Below are 24,792 nucleotides of genomic sequence, written 5' to 3'. Positions count from 1 at the left end.
GCCCTCACATCCGGAAGACGCCGAAGCCACCGCGCGCGCCCTCGAAGGGCGCGGTGTGGATGGCCGACAGGCACAGGCCGAGCACGGTGCGGGTGTCGCGCGGGTCGATGACGCCGTCGTCGTACAGCCGCCCCGACAGGAACATCGGCAGGGACTCGGACTCGATCTGCTGCTCCACCATGGCGCGCAGCCCGGCGTCCGCCTCGTCGTCGTACGGCAGCCCGCGCGCGGCGGCCGACTGCCGGGCGACGATGGACAGCACGCCGGCCAGCTGCTGCGGACCCATGACGGCGGACTTGGCGCTGGGCCACGCGAACAGGAAGCGCGGGTCGTAGGCGCGCCCGCACATGCCGTAGTGCCCGGCGCCGTAGGAGGCGCCCATCAGCACGGACAGGTGCGGCACGCGCGAGTTGGAGACCGCGTTGATCATCATCGCGCCGTGCTTGATGATGCCGCCCTGCTCGTAGCGGCTGCCGACCATGTAGCCGGTGGTGTTGTGCAGGAACAGCAGCGGGATGTCGCGCTGGTTGGCGAGCTGGATGAACTGCGCCGCCTTCTGCGACTCCTCGCTGAACAGCACGCCCTGGGCGTTGGCGAGGATGCCGACCGGGTAGCCGTGCAGGGCGGCCCAGCCGGTGGTCAGGCTGGTGCCGTACAGCGGCTTGAACTCGTCGAAGTCGGAGCCGTCGACGATCCGGGCGATGACCTCGCGCGGGTCGAAGGGGATCTTCAGGTCGCCGGGGACGATCCCGAGGAGTTCCTCCGGGTCGTACTTGGGCGGCTCGGCCGGGGCCGGATCGCCGTACGCCTTACGGTGGTTGAGGCGGGCCACGACCCGGCGGGCCTGGCGCAGCGCGTCGCGCTCGTCGACCGCGAAGTAGTCGGCGAGGCCCGACACGCGCGCGTGCATCTCCGCGCCGCCGAGCGACTCGTCGTCGCTCTCCTCGCCGGTGGCCATCTTCACCAGCGGCGGCCCGCCGAGGAACACCTTGGCGCGCTCCTTGACCATGATGACGTGGTCGGACATGCCGGGGACGTACGCGCCGCCCGCGGTCGAGTTGCCGAACACGACCGCCACGGTGGGGATGCCCGCCGCCGAGAGCCGGGTCAGGTCGCGGAAGATCGCGCCCCCGGGGATGAAGATCTCCTTCTGCGAGGGCAGGTCGGCGCCGCCGGACTCCACCAGGCTGATGCAGGGCAGCCGGTTGGCGAGTGCGATGTCGTTGGCGCGCAGGGCCTTCTTCAGGCTCCACGGGTTGCTCGCGCCGCCGCGCACGGTCGGGTCGTTGGCGGTGATCAGGCACTCGACGCCCTCGACCACGCCGATCCCGGTGACCAGGGACGCGCCGACCGCGTACTCGCTGCCCCACGCGGCCAGCGGGGACAGCTCCAGGAACGGCGTGTCCGGGTCGAGGAGCAACTCGATGCGCTCGCGGGCGAGGAGCTTGCCGCGCCCGCGGTGGCGCTGCACGTACTTCTCGCCGCCGCCGGCCAGCGCCTTGGCGTGCTCGGTCTCCAGGTCGGCGAGCTTGCCGAGCATGGTCTCGCGGTGCGCCCGGAAGTCCGGGCTCGCGATGTCCAGTTGGGAGGACAGGACGGTCACAGCAGGGCCTCCGGGATGTCCAGGTGGCGGGAGCGCAGCCATTCGCCGAGGGCCTTGGCCTGCGGGTCGAAACGGTGCTGGGAGGCGACGCCCGCGCCGAGCACTCCCTCCACCACGAAGTTCAGGGCGCGCAGACCGGGCAGCACGTGCCGTACGACGGTCAGCGGGGCGCTCTCCGGGATCAGCTCCCGGAACCGCTCGACGGTCAGCTCGTGGGCGAGCCACCGCCAGGCGTCGTCGGTGCGCGCCCACACGCCGACGTTGGCGTCCCCGCCCTTGTCGCCGCTGCGCGCGCCCGCGACGAGCCCGAGCGGGGCGCGCCGGACCGGTCCGGCGGGCAGCGGCTCGGGCAGCGACGGCTCGGGCACGTGCACCAACGGGCGCGTGTCCGAGGCGGGTTCGACGTCGATACGGCGCCCCTCGGGCAGGACGGCCACGTGCGGGACCTCCCCCTGGGGCACGTGGTCGGCCTCGAACACCCCGTAGGGCGCGCCCTTTCCGGGCGGGGCGAGGACGTTGAAGCCCGGGTAACTGGCGAGGGCCAGCTCGATCGCGGCCCCGCTCAGGGCGCGTCCGACGGCGGCCTGGTCGGGGTCGCGCACGACCAGCCGGAGCAGCGCGCTGGCCGTCTCCTCGGTGTCCGCGTCGGCGCGGTCGGTGCGCACGAGGTCCCAGCGGACGTCCGCGGGGCGGGACTTGGCGCGGTCGAACGCGTCCTCCATCTGCGCCCGCACCAGGGCGGCCTTGGCCTCGACGTCGAGTCCGGTGAGGACGAAGGCGACCTCGTTGCGGAAGCCGCCGAACGTGTTGAGGCCGACCTTCAGCGTGGGCGGCGGTGCCTCGCCCCGCACCCCGTCGATCCGCACCCGGTCGGGCCCGTCCTGCGTGAGCCGTACGGTGTCCAGGCGGGCGGTGACGTCGGGTCCCGCGTACCGGGCGCCCGCCGTCTCGTAGAGCAGCTGGGCGGTGACCGTGCCGACGTCGACGAAGCCGCCGGTGCCGTCGTGCTTGGTGACGACGCAGCTGCCGTCCTCGTGCAGTTCGGCGAGCGGGAAGCCGGGCCGGCGCACGTCGCCGTCCTGGAAGAAGGCGTAGTTGCCGCCGGTGGCCTGGGTGCCGCACTCCAGCACGTGCCCGGCGACGACCGCGCCCGCGAGCCGGTCGTGGTCGCCGGGCCCCCAGCCGAAGTGGGCGGCGGCAGGCCCGGTGACCAGGGCCGCGTCGGTGACCCGGCCGGTCACCACGATGTCCGCGCCCGCGCGCAGGCACTCGGCGATGCCGAAGCCGCCGAGGTAGGCGTGGGCGGCGAGGGTGCCCGGGTACCGGGCGGTCAGGTCGTCGCCCTCGACGTGGGCGACCCGCACCGGCACACCCAGCCGGTCCGCGAGTTCCCGTACGGCGGCGGCGAGCCCGGCCGGGTTGAGCCCGCCCGCGTTGGTCACGATCTTCACGCCGCGCTCGTGGGCGAGCCCGAGGGTCTCCTCCAGCTGGCGCAGGAAGGTGCGGGCGTACCCGGCGGTGGGGTCCTTCAGCCGGTCCCGGCCGAGGATCAGCATGGTCAGCTCGGCGAGATAGTCCCCGGTGAGGACGTCGAGCGGGCCGCCGGTGAGCATCTCGCGCAGGGCGTCGAAGCGGTCGCCGTAGAACCCGGAGGCGTTGCCGATGCGCAGGGCCGCCGTCACGGGGCCGTCTCCTCCTTCGGCCGTCACGGGGCCGCCTCCCCCTTCGGCGGGCGGCCGCCGCCGGACGGTCCGGCGAAGGCCTGGGCGATGTCCAGCCAGCGGTCGGCGGCCTCGCCCTCGGCGGTCAGCGCGAGGTCGGCGCGGTGGGCGCGCTGGGTGACGAGCAGGCAGAAGTCGAGGGCGGGCCCGGTCACGCGCTGGTCCGCGTCCTCGGGGCCGAACGCCCAGATCCCGCCGGAGGGCGCGGTCAGCTCGATACGGAACTCCTCCTCCGGGACCTGGAGTCCGTTCACCCCGAAGGCGAAGTCGCGGGTGCGCACGCCGAGCCGGGCGATGTGCCGCAGCCGGTCGGTGGGCTCGCGTACGACACCCAGCGCGTCGGCCACGTCGAGTCCGTGCGCCCAGGTCTCCATCAGCCGCGCGGTCGCCATCGAGGCGGCGGCCATCGGCGGCCCGTACCAGGGGAAACGCGCCCCCGCGGGCGCCGCCCGCAGCGCGTCGGCCAGCGCCTTGCGCCCGGCCCGCCAGTCCGCGAGCAACTGCTCGGGGGGCTTCTTCGCGCCCTCCTCCGCACCCACGTCCACGAAGTCGCCGGGCTGGGCCAGCGCCTTCTCGACCTCGCGGGAGAAGGCGTCCTGGTCCGTCACGGCCAGCACGGAATGGTGGTCGGTCCAGGCGAGGTGCGCGATCTGGTGGGCGACGGTCCAGCCGGCGGCGGGCGTGTCCAGCGCCCACACCTCCGGCCCCGCCGCGGCCACCAGCCGGTCGAGCTCGTCGCTCTCCGCACACAGATCGTCGATCACGGGCGTCGGGTCAGCCATGGGGGGAGCATGTCAGCGGCCCCAGAAACAATCAAGCGTGCTTGCATGAATAAGTTATCCACAGGGCCGTATCTGTTTGCGTCCGGGTCGCTACCGTGAGTCATGGGAGGTGGTCGACATGCGAAGCCGCGAACTGGACCCGAGCGCGTCACCCTTGGACTACTACGGCTACGAGCTGCGCAGGGCGCGAGAGGCGGCCGGCCTGACGCTGGCGCAGCTGGGCACGATCGTGTTCTGCACGGGGTCCCTGATCGGGCAGATCGAGACGGCGGCGCGGGTGCCGCAACGGGATCTCTCCGAGCGGTTGGACATGGCGCTGGAGACGGGTGGGCTGTTCTCCCGGCTGGTGGGGCTGGTGCTGCGCAGCCAGTTGCCGAGCTGGTTCCAGCCGTATGCGGAGATGGAGGCGCGGGCGGCCTATATCTCGACCTACCAGTCGCAACTAGTGGACGGCCTGCTCCAGACCGAGGCATACGCCCGCGCCGTGCTCGGCGTACGAGACAAGACGGGGCTGGACGCGAGGGTGGCCGCACGCTTGGAGCGCCAACGCATCCTGGCCCAGGAACACCCACCGGTCGCATGGGTGATTCTGAGCGAGGCCGTGTTGCACCAGGAGATAGGCGGCCGGGAGGTCATGCGGGAGCAGTTGCGACACCTGCTGGCTCTCCAGCAACAGCCGTGGATCAAGGTGCAGGTGCTGCCGTTCGAGGTCGGTGCACACACCGCCCTGATGGGGTCGTTCGCCGTGCTGCGCTTCGAGAAGGAGCCTGACGTGGTCTACACAGAGGACTTCATCCAAGGCCACATGACAGCCAATCCGCAGGCCTTGAAAGAGAGTTCACTCCGTTACGATCAACTTCAGGCTGCGGCGCTCTCCGCAGAGGGCTCGGCTGCTCTGATCGCACGGGTGATGGAGGGGCGCTATGGGAACGGGCCAAGATCTGACAGGCGCGAACTGGCGTAGGTCTTCGCGCAGCGGAGACACCGGAGGTCAGTGCGTCGAGTGCGCTCCGCTCAACGGTGCCACCTGGCGCAAGTCGTCCCACAGCGGCGGTACCGGAGGTGACTGCGTCGAGGTCGCCGACATGGCACCCCGCGTCGCCGTGCGCGACTCCAAGCACACCGGTGCCGGAGTCGTGACCGTGTCCGGCGTCGCCTTCCGGGCGTTCGTGGGGGCGCTCCGCTGACGCGAGGGACTACGGAACGTCCGGGACCGTCGGCTTGCGGCGACCCACCTGGGTGCGGACCGCGCCCATGCTCGCCGCGATGACCAAGGCGATCGCCGCCGCCTGCATCGCGGAAAGGGCCTGGTCCAGGATCAGGAAGCCGGCCGTCGCCGCGATGGCCGGTTCCAGGCTCATCATGATCGCGAACGTGGACGCGGGCAGGCGGCGCAGGGCCAGCAGTTCGAGGGTGTAGGGCAGCACCGAGGAGAGGACGGCGACGCCCGAGCCGAGCGCGATGGTGGTCGGGTTCAGCAGCCGTGTGCCGGACTCCGCGATGCCGAGCGGGAGGAACAGCAGGGCGGCCACTGCCATCGCGAGGGCCAGGCCGTCCGCCTGCGGGAAGCGGCGGCCGGTGCGGGCGCTGAAGACGATGTACGCCGCCCACATGGCCCCGGCGCCGAGCGCGAACGCCACGCCCGCCGGGTCGAGGCCGTCGAAGCCGCCGCCGCCGAGGAGGAAGACACCGGCGAGCGCGAGGGCCGCCCAGATCGCGTTGACCGCCCTGCGGGAGGCCAGGACGGACAGGGCCAGCGGGCCCAGCACCTCCAGGGTGACGGCGGTGCCCAGCGGGATGCGGGCGATGGACTGGTAGAAGAGCCCGTTCATCGCGCCCATGGTGATGCCGAAGACGACGACCGTCCCCCAGTCGGCGCGCGAGTGGCCGCGCAGCCGCGGCCGGCAGACCACGAGCAGGACGATCGCGGCCACCAGCAGGCGCAGCGTCACGACGCCGAGCGCGCCCGCCCGCGGAACCAGCGTGACCGCCAGCGCGCCGCCGAACTGCACGGAGATCCCGCCCGCGAGGACGAGACCGACCGGGCCGAGGGCGGCCCAGCGGTGCGGCACGCCCGTCGGGGCCGGTCCGGCGCCGGTCGGCGCGGCGGCGCTCCCGGCCGGCTGGGGCGCGGTCGGGGCGGTGGCGGCCGCGGCGGCGGCTGCCTGGGAGGCGCTGGGGGTGCTCACGGGCGTTCCACGGGGGCTCGGCTCTGGACTCTGGACTCAGGGAGATTCGTTCAACCTGATGGACTTCCGGGTCCAGGGTAATGGACTCGGTCAGGCGTGTGAACTGCTTTTGCCACTGTCTCAGATGCCGGGCGGGATGTCAGATGCCGGGCCAGGGGGCGGCCTCGTCGCGGAAGAGGGGGCGGCCGTCGGAAAGGGAGGTGGCGACGGTTCCGTAGGGGGCCTCGTAGACGTAGGGCCAGGGCTGCTGCGGATGTGGCTGCTGCTCCGGGTGCGGCTGCTGCGGGTACGGCTGCCACTGCTCCGGCCCCTGCCCCTGCTGCGCGTACGGCTCGTACGTGTCGGGGGCCGGGGGCTCCGCGAACAGCGGGAGCCGCAGCTCGCCGGTGTCCATGACGGCGTTGTTCTGCGAGCGGTGCAGCCGCGCGTACGCGCCGCCCCGGGCCAGCAGCTCGTCGTGGCGGCCCGTCTCGACGATCCGGCCCCGGTCGACGACGAGGATGCGGTCGGCGTCGGGGGCGAGGTTCAGGTCGTGCGTGATCATGATGGTCGTGCGGCCGGTCATCAGGCGGCGCAGCGGCTTCACGACCCGGCGGGCGGCCATCGAGTCCAGGCCCGTGGTCGGCTCGTCGAGCACCAGGACGGGGGCGTCGCGCAGGATCGCGCGGGCGATGGCGAGGCGTTGCAGCTGGCCGCCGGAGAGGCGCGCCGAGTGCGGGTCGACCCGGGTGTCGTAGCCGTCGGGGAGCCGGACGATGAAGTCGTGCGCGTCGGCCGCCTTCGCCGCCTCCACGATCGCCTGCTCGCTGGCGCCGGGGCGGCCGCAGGCGATGTTGGCGCGGACGGTGTCGTGCAGCACGAGGGTCTCCTGCGGGAGCAGGGTGACGTAGGCGCGCAGCCGGGAGAGCGGCAGGTCGCGCAGCGGGACGCCGTCGAGGAGCAGCTCGCCGGCGTCGGGGTCGTAGAACCGCAGGAGGAGTTTGGAGACCGTCGACTTGCCCGCGCCGCTCGGTCCGGTGACGATCACCAGCTCGCCGGGGCTGACGGTGAAGGAGAGGTCCGTCAGGGCGGCCTTGTCCGTGCCGGGGTAGGTGAAGGAGACGTCGCGGACCTCGACGGTGCCGTCCGGGCGGCCGGTGTCGACGGCGTGCCGGGGGTCGGCGACCGCGGGCGGCACGTCGAGGATCTCGATGAGCCGCTCGGCGCCGGCGGTGGCCGCGGTGACGGTCAGCCCGAGCTGGGCGAGGCCGCGGACGGGCGGGTAGAGGTAGCCGAGGAACGCGGCGAAGGCGAGGAGCTGGCCGAGGGTCATCCGGCCGGTGGAGATCTCCCAGGCGCCGATGCCGATCACCGCGAGCACGCACACCGTCTCGATGACCTGGACGAGCTGCTCGTAGGCCTCGTTGAGCCGGGTGGAGCGGACGGAGGCACGGAACCAGGCGGTCGCCTCCTCGTGCAGCCGCCGCTTCTCCGCGTCGCGCCGGTCGTAGGCCTGGGTGAGGACGATGTTGCCGAGGGACTCCTCGACCACGGAGGTGATCGCGCCGTCGGCGACGCGGCCCTCGCGGGAGACGTCCTTGATCGAGCCGGAGAAGCGCCGGGCCGCCAGCCAGAACAGCGGGGCGAGGACGAAGGTCGCCGCGGCCAGGTCCCAGCGCAGCCAGAACGCGGCGGCGGCGTAGAAGAGCGCGCTGAAGGCGGCGGAGGCCGCGCCGACCAGGCCGGACACGACCATCGTCTCGATGGCCTCGATGTCGCTGGTCAGCCGGGACAGCAGGTCGCCCTGCCGGTGCCGCTGGAAGAAGTGCGGCGGGAGCTGCTGCACGTGGTCGAAGACGTGCTCGCGCAGCCGCATCACGAACCGCTCGGTGAGCAGCGCGGCCAGCGAGTTGCCCGCGTAGGCGACGAGCGCGCCGACGACGGCGACGCCGAGCCATTTCACGGCCGGTTCCCAGAACGCGCTCAGCGAGCCCTTCTCCAGGGCGTGGTCGGTCAGATCGCTGAAGAGCAGGATCGCCTCGGTCTCGGCGAGCGCGGCGACCACCGTGCACAGCCAGACGGCCATGAGCCGGCCGCGCAGTCCCCTGGTCAGCGGCCAGAAACGCCGGAAGGCGTCGCGGGCGGGAATGGTCGGGGAGTCCTCGTGGTCGAGTTCGTCGTCGGATTCATCGTCGTATCGGACCTCGTCCACCACGGCATATTCCCCTTCTCAGTCCGGCGTCACATTCTTCCGCGCATTATCAAAAGAGGTCGCTGACTTTTTTCGCGGAAATGCAGGAGGGCCGACGGTGCACCGTCGGCCCCCTTCTCCTGCCGCCTGCCGACCGGTGTCGGATCAGGCGCCGTGGCCGGGCAGCGGCTTGGGCTGCGGGGCGGGCTGGTGCTTCTTCTTCGGCTTCGGCTTCGGCGGCGGGGGAAGCTGCTTCGACTTGGGCTTCGGGGGCAGCGGGGCCAGCTTCTTGAAGCTCATTCCGTCTCCTAGGTATTCACCGTTCTGGATTGTCCCGGGATTTCCGCGTCCGGCTCCCGGCATCCAGAAACTTACACGCCACTCACCCCAAGCAACGGCAAAGTCGGCTCTATAACGGATAGGACACGCTGTGAATTGCTGGGCGAATCCTGTGTTCGCGGCCGCAACCTGAGATTCCTCTGATAAATCTGAGAGCGGGCTTATGGAAGCTGGGAGTCGGCTGTCCGGGACGCGCCCGGTCCGCCCTCCAGCGCCTCGGCGAGCACCTCCGCCAGGTGTCGGCCCCGCACCCCGGCGAGCTGCTCCAGCTGGGTGCGGCAGGAGAAGCCGTCCGCCAGGACCACCGTGCCGTCGGCCGCCTCCCGCACCGCGGGCAGCAGCTGCTCCTCCGCGCAGGCCGCCGAGACCTCCTCGTGGCCGCGCTCGAAACCGAAGTTGCCCGCGAGGCCGCAGCAGCCGCCGCTCAGTTCCCCGGTCAGGCCCGCGGCGGCGCGCAGCGCGCGGTCGGCGGTGTCGCCCAGCACCGCGTGCTGGTGGCAGTGGGTCTGGCCGGTCACCGGGCGGTCCAGCGTGGGCGGCACCCAGCCGGGAGCGTGGCGCTCCAGGGCCTCCGCGAAGGTGACGACCGCCGCCGCGAGGCGCGCCGCGCGCGGGTCGTCGTGGAGGAGTTCGGGCAGGTCGGCCCGGAGGGCGGCGGCGCAGCTCGGCTCCAGGACGACGACGGGCACCTCGTCGCGGAGCACGGGTGCCATGAGGTCGAGGGTGCGGCGCAGGGTGGCGCGGGCCTGGCCGAGCTGGCCCGTGGAGACGTACGTCAGTCCGCAGCAGACCCGGCCCCGGCGCGGCGGCCCGGCGGGCGGCAGCGTCACCCGCAGCCCGGCCGCCTCCAGCACGGTCACGGCCGCACGGCCGACCCCGGGCGCCAGGTGCTCGGTGAAGGTGTCGGGCCACAGCACGACGGACGGGACGCCGGGGGCGCCCGTTCGCCGCCCCCCGGATACGGCCGTCCGCCGTGCCCACCACCCGCTGAACGTCTCCCGTGCCAGCCGCGGGATCTCCCGCCCCGGCGAGATCCCCGCCAGCCGCTTGGCCGCGCGGGCCAGGAACCCCACCGACGCCAGCGTATTGACCAGCCGGGCCGTGCGGGTCAGCGCCACCAGGCGCAGCCAGCGCGGGAGACGGCCGAGGGCGTAGTGCGCGGCGGGGCGGCGGCGCCCGGCGTAGTGGTGGTGCAGGAACTCCGCCTTGTACGTGGCCATGTCGACGCCGACCGGGCAGTCCGAGCGGCAGCCCTTGCAGGCCAGGCACAGGTCGAGCGCGTCACGGACCTCCGTCGAGCGCCAGCCGTCCGTGACCACCTCCCCGGCGAGCATCTCGTGCAGCAGCCGGGCCCGGCCGCGCGTGGAGTGGGCCTCCTCGCCGGTCGCCCGGAACGACGGGCACATGACGGCGGGTCCGGCGGCCGTCGTCGTACGGCACTTGGCGACGCCGACGCAGCGGCGCACCGCCGCCGCGAAGTCGCCGCCGTCGGCCGGGTAACCGAAGGCCACGTCGACGGGGCGGCGCGGCAGGACCGAGAACCGCAGGTCGGCGTCGAGCGGGGCGGGCCGGACCAGGATGCCGGGGTTGAGCAGGTCGTCGGGGTCCCAGACGGCCTTGGCGCGCTCGAACACGCCGACCAGTTCGGGGCCGTACATCACCGGCAGGAGTTCGGCGCGGGCCTGCCCGTCGCCGTGCTCGCCCGAGAGCGAGCCGCCGTGGGCGACGACGAGGGCGGCCAGTTCCTCGGAGAAGCGGCGGAAGCGCGCCACGCCCGCCGCGGTGACCAGGTCGAAGTCGATCCGCACGTGGATGCAGCCGTCGCCGAAGTGGCCGTAGGGCGTGCCGCGCAGTCCGTGCGCGGCGAGCAGCGACCGGAACTCCCGGAGATAGGGGCCGAGCCGGGCGGGCGGCACCGCGCAGTCCTCCCAGCCGGGCCACGCCTCGCTGCCGTCGCGCATCCGGGTCGCCGTACCGGCGGCGTCCTCGCGGATGCGCCACAGGGCGCGCTGCGCGGCCGGGTCGGTGACGACGAGGGTCGCGGTGCCGTCCGCCGCGCGGGCGATCGCCTCGGCACGCGCGCGGGCCTCGGCCCCGCTCGCGCCGCCGGTCTCCACGAACAGCCAGGCGCCGCCGCGCGGCAGTCCGGCGGCGGCCGGGTCCCGCACCAGGTCCCGGGCCATCCCCTCGACCGTGAGCGGCCCGAACGGCAGCAGGCCGGCCGCGGCCTCGGCGGCGGCGGACTCGTCGGCGTGGCCGAGGACCGCGAGGGCACGGGCGGGCGGCGCCTCGACGAGCGTGACGACCGCCTCCGTCAGCACGGCGAGGGTGCCCTCGGACCCGCACCAGGAACGGGCGACGTCGGCGCCGCGCTCGGGCAGCAGCGCGTCCAGGGCGTAGCCGGAGATACGGCGGGGCAGGTCGGGGAACCCGGTGCGCAGCCGGGCGAGTTCGCCCTCGGCCAGCTCCCGCAGTCCGGCCGGGGCGCCCGCCCAGCCGCGGCCGAGGCGCAGCCGCTCGCCGCGCGCGGTCAGCACGTGCAGCTCGCGCACGCTGTCGGCGGTGGTGCCCCAGGCGACGGAGTGCGAGCCGCAGGAGTTGTTGCCGATCATCCCGCCGAGCGTGCAGCGGCTGTGGGTGGAGGGGTCGGGGCCGAAGCGCAGGCCGTGCGGGGCGGCGGCCTCCTGGAGCCGGTCGAGGACGAGCCCCGGCTGGACCACGGCCGTGCGGGCGGCCGGGTCCAGGGCGAGCAGCCGGTTCATGTGCCGGGTGAAGTCCAGGACGACGCCGGTGCCGGTGGCCTGCCCGGCGATGGAGGTGCCGCCGCCCCGCGGCACGACGGGCACGCCGTGCGCCCGGCAGACCTCCAGTACGGCCGCCACGTCGTCGGCGTCCCGCGGGGCGACCACGCCGAGGGGGACACGCCGGTAGTTGGAGGCGTCCATGGTCGTGAGCGCCCGGGAACCGGCGTCGAAGCGCACCTCGCCCCGGACGGCCGCGCGCAGCCGCGCGGCCAGTTCGGCCGCCTCTTCCCTGACCTGCCCCGGGGCCTGCCCCGGGGCCTGCCCCGGGGCCTGCCCCGTGGCCCGCTCCATGGCCTGCCCCGTCGCCCGTTCCGTCGCCCGTCGTGCCATGCGCCCATCACATCAGCCGGGGCGTCCTCGCACATCGGCCGAACGCGTGCGCGAGGCGCCGTCTCATCCGACGGACGAGGTTTCACCCAGGTTTCCTCCACCGGCTAACCTCGCCTCGTGGCTGACATCCAGATTCCTGCTGACATCAAGCCCGCGGACGGCCGTTTCGGCGCGGGTCCCTCCAAGGTGCGGGTGGAGGCGCTGGACGCCCTGGCCGCCACCGGGACGTCCCTTCTCGGCACCTCCCACCGCCAGGCCCCGGTCAAGAACCTCGTCGGCAAGGTCCGCGAAGGCATCAGCTCCCTGTTCCAGCTCCCCGAGGGCTACGAGGTCGTCCTCGGCAACGGCGGCTCGACCGCGTTCTGGGACGTCGCGACGCACGGCCTGATCGAGAACAAGTCGCAGCACCTCACGTTCGGCGAGTTCAGCTCGAAGTTCGCGAAGGCCGCCAAGCTCGCGCCGTGGCTCGCCGAGCCGACCGTCGTCTCCTCCGACCCGGGCACCCACCCGGAGCCGCAGGCCGAGGCGGGCGTCGACGTGTACGCCTTCACGCACAACGAGACCTCCACGGGTGTCGCCGCGCCGCTCCAGCGCGTCGCGGGCGCCGACGAGGGCGCGCTGGTCCTGGTCGACGCGACCTCCGGCGCCGGCGGCCTGCCCGTCGACATCGCCGAGACGGACGTCTACTACTTCGCCCCGCAGAAGTCCTTCGCCTCCGACGGCGGCCTGTGGATCGGCGTGTTCTCCCCGGCCGCGATCGAGCGCGCCGAGCGGATCCACGCGTCCGGCCGCCACATCCCCGAGTTCTTCTCGCTGCCGACGGCGATCGACAACTCGCGCAAGAACCAGACGTACAACACCCCGGCGCTCACGACCCTGTTCCTGCTGAACGAGCAGCTGGAGTGGATCAACGAGCAGGGCGGCCTGGCCTGGTCGACGGCGCGCACCAAGGACTCCTCGACCCGCCTGTACAGCTGGGCGGAGGAGTCGAAGTACGCGACCCCGTTCGTCACGGACCCGGCCAAGCGCTCGCAGGTCATCGGCACGATCGACTTCGCCGACGAGATCGACGCGGCCGCCGTCGCCAAGGTGCTGCGCGCCAACGGCGTCGTCGACACGGAGCCGTACCGCAAGCTCGGCCGCAACCAGCTGCGCGTGGCGATGTTCCCGGCGATCGACCCGGCGGACGTCGAGGCGCTGACGAAGTGCATCGACTACGTGATCGAGAAGCTCTGACCGTTCCGCCCGCGGACGGCGGACGACAGGCGGCACCACCGATCGCTCGGTGGTGCCGCCCTTCCCGTGCCTACGGCCTCCCGGTTCAGCGCCTGCGCCGCAGCCGGGTGAGGCCGAACAGGGCGAGCACGGCGGCCGCCACCGCGACGGCGCCGACCTTGACGTTGCCGCTCAGGCCGCTGGAGCCGTCCGTCCCGGAGGCCGAACCCCCGCCCGTGGAGGGGGACTTGCTCGCCGCCTTCGCGCCCGGCGCGTCCTTCGCCTCGACCGAGCTGTCGGCGCCCTCGGTGCCGTACATCAGCTTGGTGCCGTCGGCGGAGTAGGTGATCGACTCGCCCTGGCCCTGGATCGGCACGTCGAGTTGCTGCTTGCGCTTGAGGGCGCCGCCGTCGAAGTCGTAGAGGATGCCGCCGAAGTAGCCGCGCACGGCGAGCTGTTCGCCGTCCGGCGAGAAGGCGGCGTCGGTGGCCCACAGGTCGACCTTGGCGATCGGCTTGAAGATGTTGCTGCCGGAGGCGGACAACTGGGCGGGCCCCTCGAAGAGATGGCCGCCGTTCTCCTTCTTGTCGACGATGTAGACGCGCCCGGTCTTCGGGTTCACGGCCAGGGACTCGGCGTTGCGGGCGCCGTCGGAGTACTTGACGACGTACTGCGTCGCGCGGACCGTCTGGTCCTTCAGCACCTTGGGCTCGGGCAGCTTGTAGATCCACACGTAGGGCCAGCTGCCGTCGAGGTTGTCGCCGATGTCGCCGACGTAGATCTGGTTGCCCGGCCCGATGGAGATGGCCTCGACGTCGCGCGGGGAGCCGACACCGCTGAGGGTGACTCGGGCGACGGTCTTGCCGGTGGCGCTGTCGACGGCGTAGATGTACGGGCCGTCGCCGCTGTCGTTGTGGGTCCAGTAGATGCCGGGGTGCTGCCGCGAGGCGGCGAGGCCGCTGGACTCCGCGATCCGCGAATCCTTGATCGTGAACCCCTGGTCGCCGTCGGCGGCGGAGGCGGGCAGGGCGAACGCCCCCACGAGGAGACCGGCGGCGAGAAACGCGAGGGATCGGCGCATGCGCCAAGCCTGCCATCCCGCGCTGTGGATCACCCACGCGCGTACGCACGCCCAAGGGCGCGCGGAAGCCCGCGTGTCGGGCTCGCGCGGGAGCCCGCGTGTCGGGCCTCACATCCCATGCCGGACGGCGATCGTCCATCATGATCGGATGCTCAGGTTCATGCCCGTCGGCGACTCCATGACGATCGGGAGCGCGGGCGAACACACGTGGCGCTACCGGATGTGGCAGCACCTGTGCGCCGCGTACGGCGGCCCGTTCACCCTCGTCGGGCCCCGCGAGACGCTCTACGACAAGGCGGCGGACGAGCCGACGTCGTACGACTACGCCGAGCCGGAGTTCCCCCGCGCGCACCTGGCCGGCTGGGGCGAGGGCTGGCTGCACATGGCCCCGCTGATCGGCGAGGCGGTGCGCGCGCACCGGGCGGACGTGCTGCTGGTCTCCCTCGGCCTGATCGACCTGGGCTTCTACACGAACGCCGAGCAGACCACCGACAACGTGCGCGCCTTCGTGGCGGCGGCCCGCGCGGCGAACCCGGGCATCCGCATGGTCCTGCTGCCGGTCGTCCCGAACATCCGCGCCCTGACGGACGCCCCCTTCGCCGCCCAGGTCGCCCTCTTCAACGACCTCCTCGCGAAGACGTCCGCCGATCTCGACGAGCCCCGCTCCCCGATCCTGCTGGCGTCTCCCCCGTCCCCGTACGACCTCGACCGCGACACGTACGACGGCACCCACCCGGGCCCGTCCGGCGAACACCGGATCGCGGCGGCGTTCGCGGGGGCCATGCACCAGGGGTGGGGGCTCGGGGCGGCGTACCGGGACTGAACGCCGCCCACGATTCCCCTTGCATCGAGCGCGCTCCAAGTCGTTGGCTGGGTGGTCATGGAGTACACGCAGCTCGGACGCACAGGACTCAAGGTCGGCAGGCTCGTTCTCGGGACGATGAACTTCGGACCGCAGACCGACGAGGCCGACAGCCACCACATCATGGACGCGGCGCTCGACGCCGGGATCAACCTCTTCGACACGGCGAACGTGTACGGCTGGGGCGAGAACAAGGGCCGCACCGAGGAGATCATCGGCACCTGGTTCGCGCAGGGCGGCGGCCGGCGCGACAAGGTGGTCCTCGCCACCAAGGTCTACGGCAACATGGGCCTCGGCGACGGGCCGGTCTGGCCCAACCACGACAAGCTCTCCGCGCTGAACATCCGCCGCGCGGTCGACGCGAGCCTCAAGCGGCTGCGGACCGACCACATCGACCTGTACCAGTTCCACCACATCGACCGGGACACCTCGTTCGACGAGATCTGGCAGGCCGTCGACGTGCTGGTCCAGCAGGGGAAGATCCTCTACGTCGGCTCCAGCAACTTCCCCGGGTACAAGATCGCCCAGGCCAACGAGACCGCCGCCCGGCGCGGCGGCACCATCGGCCTGGTCAGCGAGCAGTGCCTGTACAACCTGGCCGAGCGGCGCGCCGAGATGGAGGTCATCCCGGCCGCGCGGGACTACGGCCTCGGGGTGATCCCCTGGTCGCCGCTCCACGGCGGGCTGCTCGGCGGCGTGCTGAAGAAGGAGGTCGAGGGCGGCCGGCGGGCGGGCGGCCGGGCGGCGGAGGCGCTGGCCGACCCGGTCATGCGCGGCCGGCTCCAGGCGTACGAGGACCTGCTCGACAAGCACGGGCTGGAGCCCGGCGAGGCCGCCCTGGCCTGGCTGCTCACCCGCCCCGGCGTCACCGGGCCGATCGTCGGGCCGCGCACGGCCGGGCAGCTGGAGTCCGCGCTGCGCGCCGTCGAGCTGGAGCTGAGCGAGGAGCTGCTGGCCGGGCTCGACGAGATCTTCCCCGGCCCGGGTCCGTCGCCGGAGGCGTTCGCCTGGTAGGTCCGGGCAGGCGGTGGCGGCGGCGGCCGGGCTATCGGCCGATCGCCGCCGCCATCGCCACCACTACGAACATCAGTACGAGCGCACCGGCCATGATCCGGTTCCGGGTTTTCGGGTCCACGTCATCGAGATTAACCGGAACGGCCGAGTGCCCAGCGGGCGACCGCCTCATAGCGGGGCTGCTCGCCCGCCACCCCGGACCGCGGCAGGTTGCTGCGGACCAGCGCCAGGTCCCCCACCGTCCAGGTGCGGCCGGTGAAGTCGGCGAGACGCTCGACGTACGGCCGTGCGTCGATCGCGTCCCGGCTGCGGGCCAGGGTCAGGTGGGCCTTGTAGCGGCGGTGCTCGTTCATCGGCACCCCGGCCTTGCGGGCCGCCGCCTCCGCGCGGTCGGCCAGCAGGCGCAGCGCGGCCAGGTCGCCTTCCGCGCCCGCCCACAGGGCACGGCCATGCCCGAACTGCCCGCCGCCGCGGACCGCGAGCGCGAAGGGCGGGGTGCGGTCGGCCGCGCGCTCCAGGCGGGCCGACAGGGCGGGTACGACGTCGTCGTCCACCTCGCCGTAGAACGCCAGGGTGAAGTGCCAGCCGGGCCGCCCGGTCCAGCGCAGCCCGTCCGCACCGGGCAGCCCCCGCAGCCGGGCCACCTCCACGGCCAGTTCGTCCGCGACGTCCTCGGGCGGCAGCACGGCGGCGAAGAGTCTCATGGGCCCAGCCTCGCAGAGACCTGGCGGCGGGCGGGGGGCGAACGGGGCGGGCTCGTGGGGCTCGGTCCCGCGACCAGCGGGGGCCGAACAGGCCTCGCGGCCACCTCGGGGCCGATGGGGCCGAAGGGGTGGGTCTCACGGGATCGGCCTCGCAGAGGCCCCGCGGCCGGTGGGGCGGGCCGGACCGCCCGGAGGCCGGTGGCCCGCGCTCGTGGGCGTGGGGCACCGGCCTCCGGGGTGCGGCAGGGGTGTCAGGCGGACGCGGCCGCCAGTTCGCGTTCCCGCGCCACGAACCGCACCCGCGGGTGCCCGTGGTGCCAGCCGACCGACAGGCGCAGTCCGCCGAGGCGGGCCAGGACCAGGCCGATGGTGATCGCCGCGGCCGCCGAGACCGCGCCACCGAGGACGAAGCCGACCCGCGGGCCGTACGCGTCCGTGATCCAGCCGACCACCGGCGCGCCCAGCGGCGTACCGCCCATGAAGACCATCATGAACAGGGCCATCACCCGGCCGCGCATGGCCGGGTCGGTGCCCATCTGGACCGCCGTGTTCGCGGTGACGTTGACCGTGAGGCCGCAGATGCCTATCGGCACCATCAGCACGGCGAACAGCCAGTACGACGGGGCCAGCGCCGCCACGATCTCCAGCGCGCCGAAGCCCGCCGCGGCCACGATCAGCAGGCGCAGCCGCGCCGTCCCGCGCCGGGCGGCGAGCAGCGCGCCGACCAGGGAGCCGGCCGCCATCAGCGTGTTGAACAGGCTGTACGAGCCCGCGCCGCCGTCGAAGACGTCGTCCGCGAAGGCCGACAGCCACACCGGGAAGTTGAAGCCGAAGGTGCCGATGAAGCCGACCAGGACGATCGGCCAGATCAGCTCCGGGCGCCCGGCGACATAGCGCAGACCCTCCCGCAGCTGGCCCTTGCCGCGCGGTGCGCGCCGCACCGCCTGCAGCTCGCGGCCCCGCATCAGCAGCAGGCTCGCGAGGGGCGCCACGAACGACAGCCCGTTGAGCAGGAACGCCCAGCCGGTGCCCACGCCGGTGATCAGCAGGCCCGCGACGGCGGGCCCGACGAGCCGGGCGGACTGGAAGTTCGCCGAGTTCAGGCTGACCGCGTTCTGGAGCTGGCCGGGACCGACCATCTCGGAGACGAACGACTGCCGGGCCGGGTTGTCGACGACGGTCGCGAGGCCCACGAAGAAGGCCGCCAGGTACACGTGCCACACCTGGACGTGCCCGGTGAGCGTCAGCGCCGCCAGCGCGAGGCCCGCGAGGGCCATGGCCGACTGCGTGACGAGCAGCGTGGGCCGCTTGGGCAGCCGGTCGACGAGGACGCCGCCGTAGAGCCCGAACAGCAGCATCGGCAGGAACTGCAGGGCCGTCGTGATACCGACGGCCGCGGAGGAGCCGGTGAGGCTGAGCACCAGCCAGTCCTGGGCGATGCGCTGCATCCAGGTGCCGGTGTTGGAGACGACCTGCCCGATGAAGAACAGGCGGTAGTTGCGGATCCGCAGCGAGCTGAACATCGAGGACGGGCGGGCGGAGGGGGTCGTAGGGGAGATCGGTGCGGGGGCGGAAGCTGCTCCGGGTCCCGTACTCAAAATGGGTTCGCCTCCTTGGGACGTCTTACAGGTGTGCGAGTTTCTCGAGCACGGGGGCGGCCGCGCGCAGCTTGGCCCATTCGTCCTCGTCGAGGCCGTCGACCAGGCCGGCCAGGAACGCGTTGCGCTTGCGGCGGCTCTCCAGGAGCATCGCCTCGGCCTGTTCGGTCCTGGTGACGACCTTCTGGCGCCGGTCCTCGGGATGCGGCTCCAGCCGGACCAGGCCCTTGGCCTCCAGCAGGGCCACGATGCGGGTCATCGAGGGCGGCTGCACATGCTCCTTGCGGGCGAGCTCGCCCGGGGTGGCCTGCCCGCAGGTGGACAGCGTGCCCAGCACCGACATCTCGGTGGGGCTCAGCGACTCGTCGACCCGCTGGTGCTTGAGCCGACGGGACAGCCGCATCACGGCGGAGCGGAGGGAGTTCACGGCGGCAGCATCGTCGCCATGGGTGAGGTCCGGCATGTCATTAGAGTAACTCATTACCCTAACTAAAGACCACTCGGAACACGCGAGATGCCCGTGACCCCGGCCACTGAACCGCAACATCACTCATATGGGTGATGCGGGCGCGGAACGGCGCCCGCCGCACCGAAGGGTGCCGCGACCCTCATGTCCATGGGGACCACCGTGCTCAGCCTGCGCATAGACCACGAGCTGCTCGAACGGCTCCGGCACCACGCGGCCAGAAGAGGAATGAGCGTCCAGGACTATGTCGTCCGGACGCTCATTCGGGATGACTTCGACGAGCGGTTCCAGACCGCCGTCGAGGAGACGGAGAAGTTCTACGGGGTCACCTGAGCCATCCGTCCAGGCGACCCCGTCGCACGGGTGATCAGGTGAGGCCGAGGGCCGGCATCAGGTAGTAGAAGCCGAACACCGCCGCGACCACGTACATCGGAACCGGCACCTCACGGCCCCGGCCCGCGGCCAGCCGCAGGATCACGAAGGTGATGAAGCCCATGCCGATGCCGTTGGTGATGGAGTACGTGAACGGCATCATCAGCATCGTCACGAACGCCGGGACGGCGATCGTGTAGTCCGCCCAGTCGATCTCCTTGATCGAGTTGGACAGGATCAGGAAGCCGACCGCGACCAGCGCGGGGGTGGCCGCCTGGGACGGGACCATCGTGGCGATCGGCGTGAGGAACAGCGCCAGACCGAACAGACCGCCCGTGACGACGTTGGCGAAGCCCGTGCGCGCGCCCTCGCCGACACCCGCCGTGGACTCCACGAAGGCGGTGGTGGCGGAGGAGGAGGTGGCGCCGCCCACGGCGACCGAGAGGCCGTCGACGAAGAGGACCTTGTTGATGCCCGGCATGTAGCCCTCGGCGTCGGTGAGCTTGGCCTCGTCGCTGATGCCCATGATCGTGCCCATCGCGTCGAAGAAGCACGACAGCAGGACCGTGAAGACGAACAGGATGCCGGTCAGCACGCCGACCTTGGAGAAGCCGCCGAACAGGCTGACGTGACCGATCAGGCCGAAGTCGGGCGAGGAGACCGGGTTGCCGGGCCACTTCGGGACGGTCAGGCCCCAGGTGTCGATGGTCGTGACCGAGTTCAGGATCAGCGCGAGCACGGTCATGCCGACGATCGAGATCAGGATCGCGCCGGGAACCTTGCGCATGATCAGGATGAACGTCAGCAGGGCGCCCAGGATGAAGACCAGAACCGGCCAGCCGTGCAGGTGACCGTCGGTGCCCAGCTGGAGCGGGACGGTGGTCTGGGCGACGTCCGGGATACGGGTGACGAAGCCGGAGTCCACCAGACCGATCAGCATGATGAACAGGCCGATACCGATGGCGATCGCCTTGCGCAGGCCGTAGGGCACCGCGTTCATGACGCGCTCACGCAGACCGGTGGCGACCAGCAGCATCACCACGAGGCCGGCCAGCACGACCATGCCCATGGCGTCCGGCCAGGTCATCCGCGGCGCGAGCTGGAGGGCGACGACGGAGTTCACGCCGAGACCGGCGGCCAGGGCGATCGGCACGTTGCCGATGACACCCATGAGCAGCGTGGTGAAGGCGGCCGACAGCGCGGTGGCGGTGACCAGCTGGCCACTGTTCAGGTGGTGCCCGTACATGTCCTTCGCGCTGCTGAGGATGATCGGGTTCAGCACGATGATGTACGCCATCGCGAAGAAGGTGGCAAAGCCGCCCCGGATCTCACGGACGAGCGTGCTGCCGCGCTCGGAGATCTTGAAGAAGCGGTCGAGTGCACCGTACGACGGCTGGGCCCCGGGCTGTTCGGGGGCGGGGACCTTGGCGGGGGCCGAGGTGGACATGTAGGTTCCTACGAGCAGAAATGGACAGACGCAAACGAATTCAGTATGAACATATGAATCACCTAAGCGCTATCTCCGCGCGTAGACCTGATCACCTCGTAAGCTGTGCCCCATGGCGAAGTGGACTCCCCAGCACGAGGCACCGGAGCCCCTGGAGGGGCCCGTCGTACCGACGATCATCGGCGGCACGATTCTGTGGTTCGCCCTGTTCCTGGTGCAGCTCCCCTTCTACGGCTGGTTCGACGACCACGGGCACGCGTGGTGGGTGTGGACCTGCCTGGCCGGCGGCGGCCTCGGCCTGATCGGCGTCTGGTACGTCCGCAAGCGCGACGCGGCGATTCGTTCCTCTCGGGGCGCGGGGGCCGGGGCTCCGGCGGGCCCGAACGGGGGGTGACCGGGGCGGTTCGGCCGTTCGCGCAGTTCCCCGCGCCCCTTCCGGGGGCCCAGGTAGCGGTGCCCCGACAGGGGCGCGGGGAACTGCGCGACCAGCCCCCACCGCGCCGCGGACGAAATCACTTCAGGGGCGCGGGGAACTGCGCGAAAGGGCCCCGGCGGGCCGCACCCGGCGGGATGCCATCGCTCAGGGGGTGAACCCCCAGGGCGCCACGTACCGTCGAAGGCATGACCCACACCGACGCGGGCGCCGATCTGGAACCCGGGCACCGGGCGCCCCTTCCGGCCACCCCGGCCGGAGGGCTGACCGCGGCCGAGGTCGCCGACCGGGTGGCCCGCGGGCAGGTCAACGACGTGCCGGTGCGCAGCAGCCGCTCGATGGGCGAGATCGTCCGGGCCAACGTCTTCACCCGGTTCAACGCCATCATCGGCGCGCTCTGGCTGGTCATGCTGGTGGTCGCGCCGATCCAGGACAGCCTGTTCGGCTACGTGATCCTGGCCAACACCGGCATCGGCATCGTCCAGGAGTGGCGGGCCAAGAAGACCCTGGACTCGCTGGCGGTGATCGGCGAGGCGCGCCCTACCGTACGCCGCGACGGCACCTCCACCCCGATCAGCACGTCCGCGATCGTGCTGGACGACCTCATCGAGATCGGGCCGGGGGACAAGGTCGTCGTCGACGGCGCGTGCGTCGAGGCCGACGGCCTGGAGATCGACGAGTCGCTGCTCACCGGCGAGGCGGACCCCGTGGTCAAACGGCCCGGGGACCAGGTGATGTCCGGGAGCTTCGTCGTCGCGGGCGGCGGGGCGTTCGCCGCGTCCCGGGTGGGGCGCGAGGCCTACGCCGCGCAGCTCGCCGAGGAGGCCAGCCGGTTCACCCTGGTCCACTCGGAGCTGCGCACCGGTATCTCGACCATCCTCAAGTACGTCACCTGGATGATGATCCCGGCCGCGCTCGGCCTGGTCGTCACCCAGTTGGTGGTGAAGAACCACAACGTGAAGGACGCCGTCGCCCGCACGGTCGGCGGCATCGTCCCGATGGTCCCCGAGGGGCTGGTGCTCCTCACCTCCGTGGCCTTCGCGATCGGCGTGATCCGCCTCGGCCGCCGCCAGTGCCTGGTGCAGGAGCTGCCCGCGATCGAGGGGCTGGCCCGCGTCGACACCGTCTGCCTCGACAAGACCGGCACGCTCACCGAGGGCGGCATGGACGTCACCGAGGTGCGCCCGCTCGGAGACGGCGACGAGGCGTACGTACGGCGGGTGCTCGGCGCGTTCGGCGAGTCGGACCCGCGGCCCAACGCCTCGCTGCGGGCGATCATCGACGCGTTCCCGGACAGCGAGGAGTGGCGGTGCGTGGAGTCGCTGCCGTTCTCCTCGGCCCGCAAGTACAGCGGGGCCGCGTTCAGCGAGGGCGACGGTGTCACCAGCAGCTGGCTGCTCGGGGCGCCCGACGTGCTGCTCACCGCGGACGATCCGGCGCTGGCCGAAACCGGTCGGCTGAACGAGCGGGGGCTGCGGGTGCTGCTGCTCGCCCGGACCCGGCGCGAGCTCGACGACCCGGAGGTGGCGAAGGGCGTGCAGCCGGCCGCGCTGGTCGTGCTGGAGCAGCGGCTGCGGCCCGACGCGGGCGACACCCTGCGCTACTTCGCGGAACAGAACGTCCGCGCGAAGGTGATCTCCGGCGACAACGCGGTCTCCGTCGGCGCGGTCGCCGCCAAGCTGGGGCTCACCGGCAAGGCCGTGGACGCGCGCGGGCTGCCCGAGGGGCAGGAGGAGATGGGCCGGGCGCTGGACGAGGGGACGGTCTTCGGGCGGGTCACCCCGCAGCAGAAGCGGGACATGGTCGGCGCGCTCCAGTCGCGCGGGCACACCGTCGCCATGACCGGGGACGGCGTGAACGACGTGCTCGCCCTCAAGGACGCCGACATCGGGGTGTCGATGGGCTCCGGATCCGAGGCGACCCGGGCCGTCGCGCAGATCGTGCTGCTCGACAACAGCTTCGCGACGCTGCCCTCGGTGGTCGCGGAGGGGCGGCGGGTGATCGGGAACATCACGCGGGTGGCGACGCTGTTCCTGGTGAAGACGGTGTACTCGGTGCTGCTGGCCATCCTGGTGGTGCTCTGGCAGGTCGAATACCCCTTCCTGCCGCGCCACTTGACCCTGCTGTCCACCATCACCATCGGCGTCCCGGCCTTCTTCCTCGCCCTCGCGCCCAACACGGAACGCGCGAAACCCCATTTCGTACGGCGAGTGATGCGGTACTCGGTGCCGGGCGGCCTGGTGGCCGGGACGGCGACCTTCGTCACCTACCTGATCGCCCGTCACTACTACACGGGGGACGGCTCGTTGGAGGCGGAGACCAGCGCCGCCACGCTCACCCTGTTCCTGATCTCGATGTGGGTGCTGGCCATCATCGCCCGCCCCTACACCTGGTGGCGGGTGCTGCTGGTGGCCGCGATGGCGGCGGCCTTCGTCGTGGTGCTGATCGTCCCCGCCCTCCAGCACTTCTTCGCGCTGAAGCTGGTCGGGGTGGCGATGCCCTGGCTGGCGGTGGGCATCGCGGCGGTGGCGGGCGTCGCCCTGGAAGTGGTGTGGCGGTGGGTGGACCGGCGGTTCGCCTGAGGCTCGCCGCACACGGCGAAGCCCCGCGCCTCCGCCGAGGCACGGGGCTTCGTGATGCCGTGACTACTGCACGTCGACGTAGTCACCCGTGGCGTTGACCGCCGGGGTGGTCGAGGTGCCCGCGAAGCTGTAGCGCCAGTACCCGTCGACCGAGGCCGTGACGGTCGTCTTGAGCGAGCCCGTCGAGCTGCTCTTGATCGTCTTGACCGTGGTGTAGGTGGTGGTGCCCTTCTTGCGGAACTGGAGCTTCACCGGCTGCACGGTGTAGCCGTGGTACTTGAAGTCGTCCCAGTTCGCGCGGGTGAGAGAGCCGGTGACCGTGATGGTCTTGCCCTTCTTCACCGGCTCCGGCGAGGCGTTGACCGTCAGCTTGGAGTAGCGCTGGAGCTTGACGGAGGCGAGGTCGCCGGCCTCGGCGTAGCCGACCTTGCTGTAGTCGATGTCATCGGCCAGCGGGTCCTGGTCGTTGTAGTCGACGACGTAGCCGTCGGCCTTCCACGTGGTGGCGTCCTCGTTGCCCAGCAGGTCCCAGCTCGGGTCGACCTCGATGCTGCTCGTGCAGTTCGCCTTCGTCGTGGAGACGTCGGTGCAGGACGGCCAGTCCGGACCGAGCAGCCAGTTGTCCGGCAGCTCGAAGTCGCCGCGGTAGAGCTCGACGTCCAGGTAGGTGTCGGCGGCCGCGAGGTCGACGTCCGCGCCGTGCGTCACGGTGAAGGTGACGGGGACGGTGACGACGTTGGTGGTGCCGACCACGATCGGCTTGCCGCCGTTGACCTTCACGTTCGAGAAGGTCGCGCTCAGCTGGTACGGCGTGCCCTCCTCGCCGGTGGAGCCGGTGTAGGCGGACTTGCCGTCGGCGGCCTCGCGCACGGACTGCACGGCCTGCTGGACGGCGTCGTGGCTGGGCGAGTGGGAGCCCGCGGCCTGGGCGGCCGGCACGGCGAGGGCGGAGAGGGCCAGGGCGCCGGAGACGGCGGCCACGGTGGCACGTATGCGCATGCGTTCCTCTGGTCGGAGGGGAGTCCCGGCGGCCCGCACGGCACGCGGCCGGGGCAGCCGGGATCCAAGTGATGACGGAGC

21 protein-coding genes are annotated in these 24,792 nt (G+C 72.2%); 8 read left to right on the top strand and 13 right to left on the bottom strand.

Features of this window, described 5'->3' with window-relative positions:
* Positions 1 to 4 precede the first annotated feature (4 nt).
* From WN71_RS00275 to WN71_RS00265, 3 genes are read right to left on the bottom strand one after another with little or no spacing between them, the layout of a single operon-like run.
* Positions 5 to 1,603, bottom strand: a complete 1,599-nt coding sequence (locus WN71_RS00275; protein ID WP_046591294.1) for an acyl-CoA carboxylase subunit beta — start codon at positions 1,601 to 1,603, stop codon at positions 5 to 7.
* The gene (locus WN71_RS00270; RefSeq protein ID WP_046591293.1) at positions 1,600 to 3,285 is read right to left on the bottom strand and encodes an acyclic terpene utilization AtuA family protein; all 1,686 of its coding nucleotides are present in this window, start codon (positions 3,283 to 3,285) and stop codon (positions 1,600 to 1,602) included. Before WN71_RS00270 ends, WN71_RS00275 begins: the two co-directional genes overlap by 4 nt.
* Positions 3,286 to 3,308: 23 nt before the next feature.
* Positions 3,309 to 4,106 carry a TIGR03084 family metal-binding protein gene (locus tag WN71_RS00265; protein ID WP_046591292.1) on the bottom strand — a complete coding sequence of 266 codons (798 nt, stop codon included), beginning with the start codon at positions 4,104 to 4,106 and terminating at the stop codon, positions 3,309 to 3,311.
* Positions 4,107 to 4,224: 118 nt separating this feature from the next.
* Here WN71_RS00265 and WN71_RS00260 point away from each other — a divergent pair, with 118 nt between their 5' ends.
* Both WN71_RS00260 and WN71_RS39395 read left to right on the top strand, forming a co-directional pair.
* The gene (locus tag WN71_RS00260) at positions 4,225 to 5,070 is read left to right on the top strand and encodes a helix-turn-helix domain-containing protein (protein ID WP_107469516.1); all 846 of its coding nucleotides are present in this window, start codon (positions 4,225 to 4,227) and stop codon (positions 5,068 to 5,070) included.
* Complete coding sequence (locus WN71_RS39395) at positions 5,030 to 5,293, top strand: DUF397 domain-containing protein (RefSeq protein WP_079177559.1); 264 nt, start codon at positions 5,030 to 5,032, stop codon at positions 5,291 to 5,293. The genes WN71_RS00260 and WN71_RS39395 overlap by 41 nt, the downstream gene beginning before the upstream one ends.
* A gap of 9 nt (positions 5,294 to 5,302) precedes the next feature.
* Here WN71_RS39395 and WN71_RS00250 read toward each other — a convergent pair whose 3' ends face one another.
* From WN71_RS00250 to WN71_RS00240, 4 genes are all read right to left on the bottom strand, one after another.
* Positions 5,303 to 6,295: an EamA family transporter gene (locus tag WN71_RS00250; RefSeq protein WP_046591290.1), complete on the bottom strand. Its 993-nt coding sequence runs from the start codon at positions 6,293 to 6,295 to the stop codon at positions 5,303 to 5,305.
* Positions 6,296 to 6,434: 139 nt separating this feature from the next.
* Positions 6,435 to 8,486, bottom strand: coding sequence for an ABC transporter ATP-binding protein (locus tag WN71_RS00245; RefSeq protein ID WP_046591314.1), 2,052 nt, complete (start codon positions 8,484 to 8,486; stop codon positions 6,435 to 6,437).
* A 144-nt stretch (positions 8,487 to 8,630) separates the two neighbouring features.
* The gene (locus WN71_RS43155) at positions 8,631 to 8,765 is read right to left on the bottom strand and encodes a hypothetical protein (protein WP_276208059.1); all 135 of its coding nucleotides are present in this window, start codon (positions 8,763 to 8,765) and stop codon (positions 8,631 to 8,633) included.
* 200 nt (positions 8,766 to 8,965) lie between these two features.
* On the bottom strand, positions 8,966 to 11,938 hold the full coding sequence (locus tag WN71_RS00240; protein ID WP_206299982.1) for an FAD-binding and (Fe-S)-binding domain-containing protein: 2,973 nt from the start codon (positions 11,936 to 11,938) through the stop codon (positions 8,966 to 8,968).
* A gap of 117 nt (positions 11,939 to 12,055) precedes the next feature.
* Between WN71_RS00240 and serC the strand changes: the two genes are divergently transcribed.
* A complete protein-coding gene (gene serC / locus WN71_RS00235) occupies positions 12,056 to 13,174 on the top strand; it encodes a phosphoserine transaminase (protein WP_046591289.1) in 1,119 nt (372 codons plus the stop codon).
* Positions 13,175 to 13,259: 85 nt separating this feature from the next.
* Here serC and WN71_RS00230 read toward each other — a convergent pair whose 3' ends face one another.
* On the bottom strand, positions 13,260 to 14,234 hold the full coding sequence (locus tag WN71_RS00230) for a hypothetical protein (RefSeq protein WP_046591288.1): 975 nt from the start codon (positions 14,232 to 14,234) through the stop codon (positions 13,260 to 13,262).
* Positions 14,235 to 14,382: 148 nt separating this feature from the next.
* Here WN71_RS00230 and WN71_RS00225 point away from each other — a divergent pair, with 148 nt between their 5' ends.
* Together WN71_RS00225 and WN71_RS00220 are read left to right on the top strand one after the other, a co-directional pair.
* Positions 14,383 to 15,057 (top strand): GDSL-type esterase/lipase family protein, encoded by a 675-nt coding sequence (locus tag WN71_RS00225; RefSeq protein WP_046591287.1) that lies wholly within the window; start codon positions 14,383 to 14,385, stop codon positions 15,055 to 15,057.
* Positions 15,058 to 15,114: 57 nt separating this feature from the next.
* Complete coding sequence (locus WN71_RS00220) at positions 15,115 to 16,110, top strand: aldo/keto reductase (protein WP_046591286.1); 996 nt, start codon at positions 15,115 to 15,117, stop codon at positions 16,108 to 16,110.
* A gap of 131 nt (positions 16,111 to 16,241) precedes the next feature.
* On the opposite strand, the gene thpR is transcribed toward WN71_RS00220, so the two are convergent.
* From thpR to WN71_RS00205, 3 genes are all read right to left on the bottom strand, one after another.
* The gene (thpR, locus tag WN71_RS00215; protein WP_046591285.1) at positions 16,242 to 16,814 is read right to left on the bottom strand and encodes an RNA 2',3'-cyclic phosphodiesterase; all 573 of its coding nucleotides are present in this window, start codon (positions 16,812 to 16,814) and stop codon (positions 16,242 to 16,244) included.
* A gap of 251 nt (positions 16,815 to 17,065) precedes the next feature.
* Positions 17,066 to 18,412: an MFS transporter gene (locus tag WN71_RS00210; RefSeq protein WP_107469512.1), complete on the bottom strand. Its 1,347-nt coding sequence runs from the start codon at positions 18,410 to 18,412 to the stop codon at positions 17,066 to 17,068.
* Positions 18,413 to 18,437: 25 nt separating this feature from the next.
* Positions 18,438 to 18,875, bottom strand: coding sequence for a MarR family winged helix-turn-helix transcriptional regulator (locus WN71_RS00205; protein ID WP_046591283.1), 438 nt, complete (start codon positions 18,873 to 18,875; stop codon positions 18,438 to 18,440).
* A gap of 153 nt (positions 18,876 to 19,028) precedes the next feature.
* Between WN71_RS00205 and WN71_RS00200 the strand changes: the two genes are divergently transcribed.
* On the top strand, positions 19,029 to 19,211 hold the full coding sequence (locus WN71_RS00200) for a ribbon-helix-helix protein, CopG family (protein ID WP_046591312.1): 183 nt from the start codon (positions 19,029 to 19,031) through the stop codon (positions 19,209 to 19,211).
* 34 nt (positions 19,212 to 19,245) lie between these two features.
* On the opposite strand, the gene WN71_RS00195 is transcribed toward WN71_RS00200, so the two are convergent.
* Positions 19,246 to 20,697: an NCS2 family permease gene (locus WN71_RS00195; protein ID WP_046591282.1), complete on the bottom strand. Its 1,452-nt coding sequence runs from the start codon at positions 20,695 to 20,697 to the stop codon at positions 19,246 to 19,248.
* 112 nt (positions 20,698 to 20,809) lie between these two features.
* On the opposite strand from WN71_RS00195, the gene WN71_RS00190 reads away from it, so the two are divergent.
* Positions 20,810 to 21,091, top strand: coding sequence for a DUF2530 domain-containing protein (locus WN71_RS00190; protein WP_046591281.1), 282 nt, complete (start codon positions 20,810 to 20,812; stop codon positions 21,089 to 21,091).
* A gap of 227 nt (positions 21,092 to 21,318) precedes the next feature.
* On the top strand, positions 21,319 to 23,712 hold the full coding sequence (locus tag WN71_RS00185; protein WP_046591280.1) for an HAD-IC family P-type ATPase: 2,394 nt from the start codon (positions 21,319 to 21,321) through the stop codon (positions 23,710 to 23,712).
* Between the two features lie 63 nt (positions 23,713 to 23,775).
* Here the strand turns inward: WN71_RS00185 and WN71_RS00180 are convergent, their stop codons facing one another.
* Positions 23,776 to 24,711, bottom strand: a complete 936-nt coding sequence (locus WN71_RS00180; RefSeq protein WP_046591279.1) for a hypothetical protein — start codon at positions 24,709 to 24,711, stop codon at positions 23,776 to 23,778.
* Positions 24,712 to 24,792: the final 81 nt, after the last annotated feature.

The sequence above is a fragment of the Streptomyces mangrovisoli genome, from assembly GCF_000974985.2.
GTDB lineage: Bacteria > Actinomycetota > Actinomycetes > Streptomycetales > Streptomycetaceae > Streptomyces > Streptomyces mangrovisoli.
The sequence above is the reverse complement of the archived record's forward strand: the minus strand, read 5'-3'. Positions and strand labels throughout refer to the sequence as shown.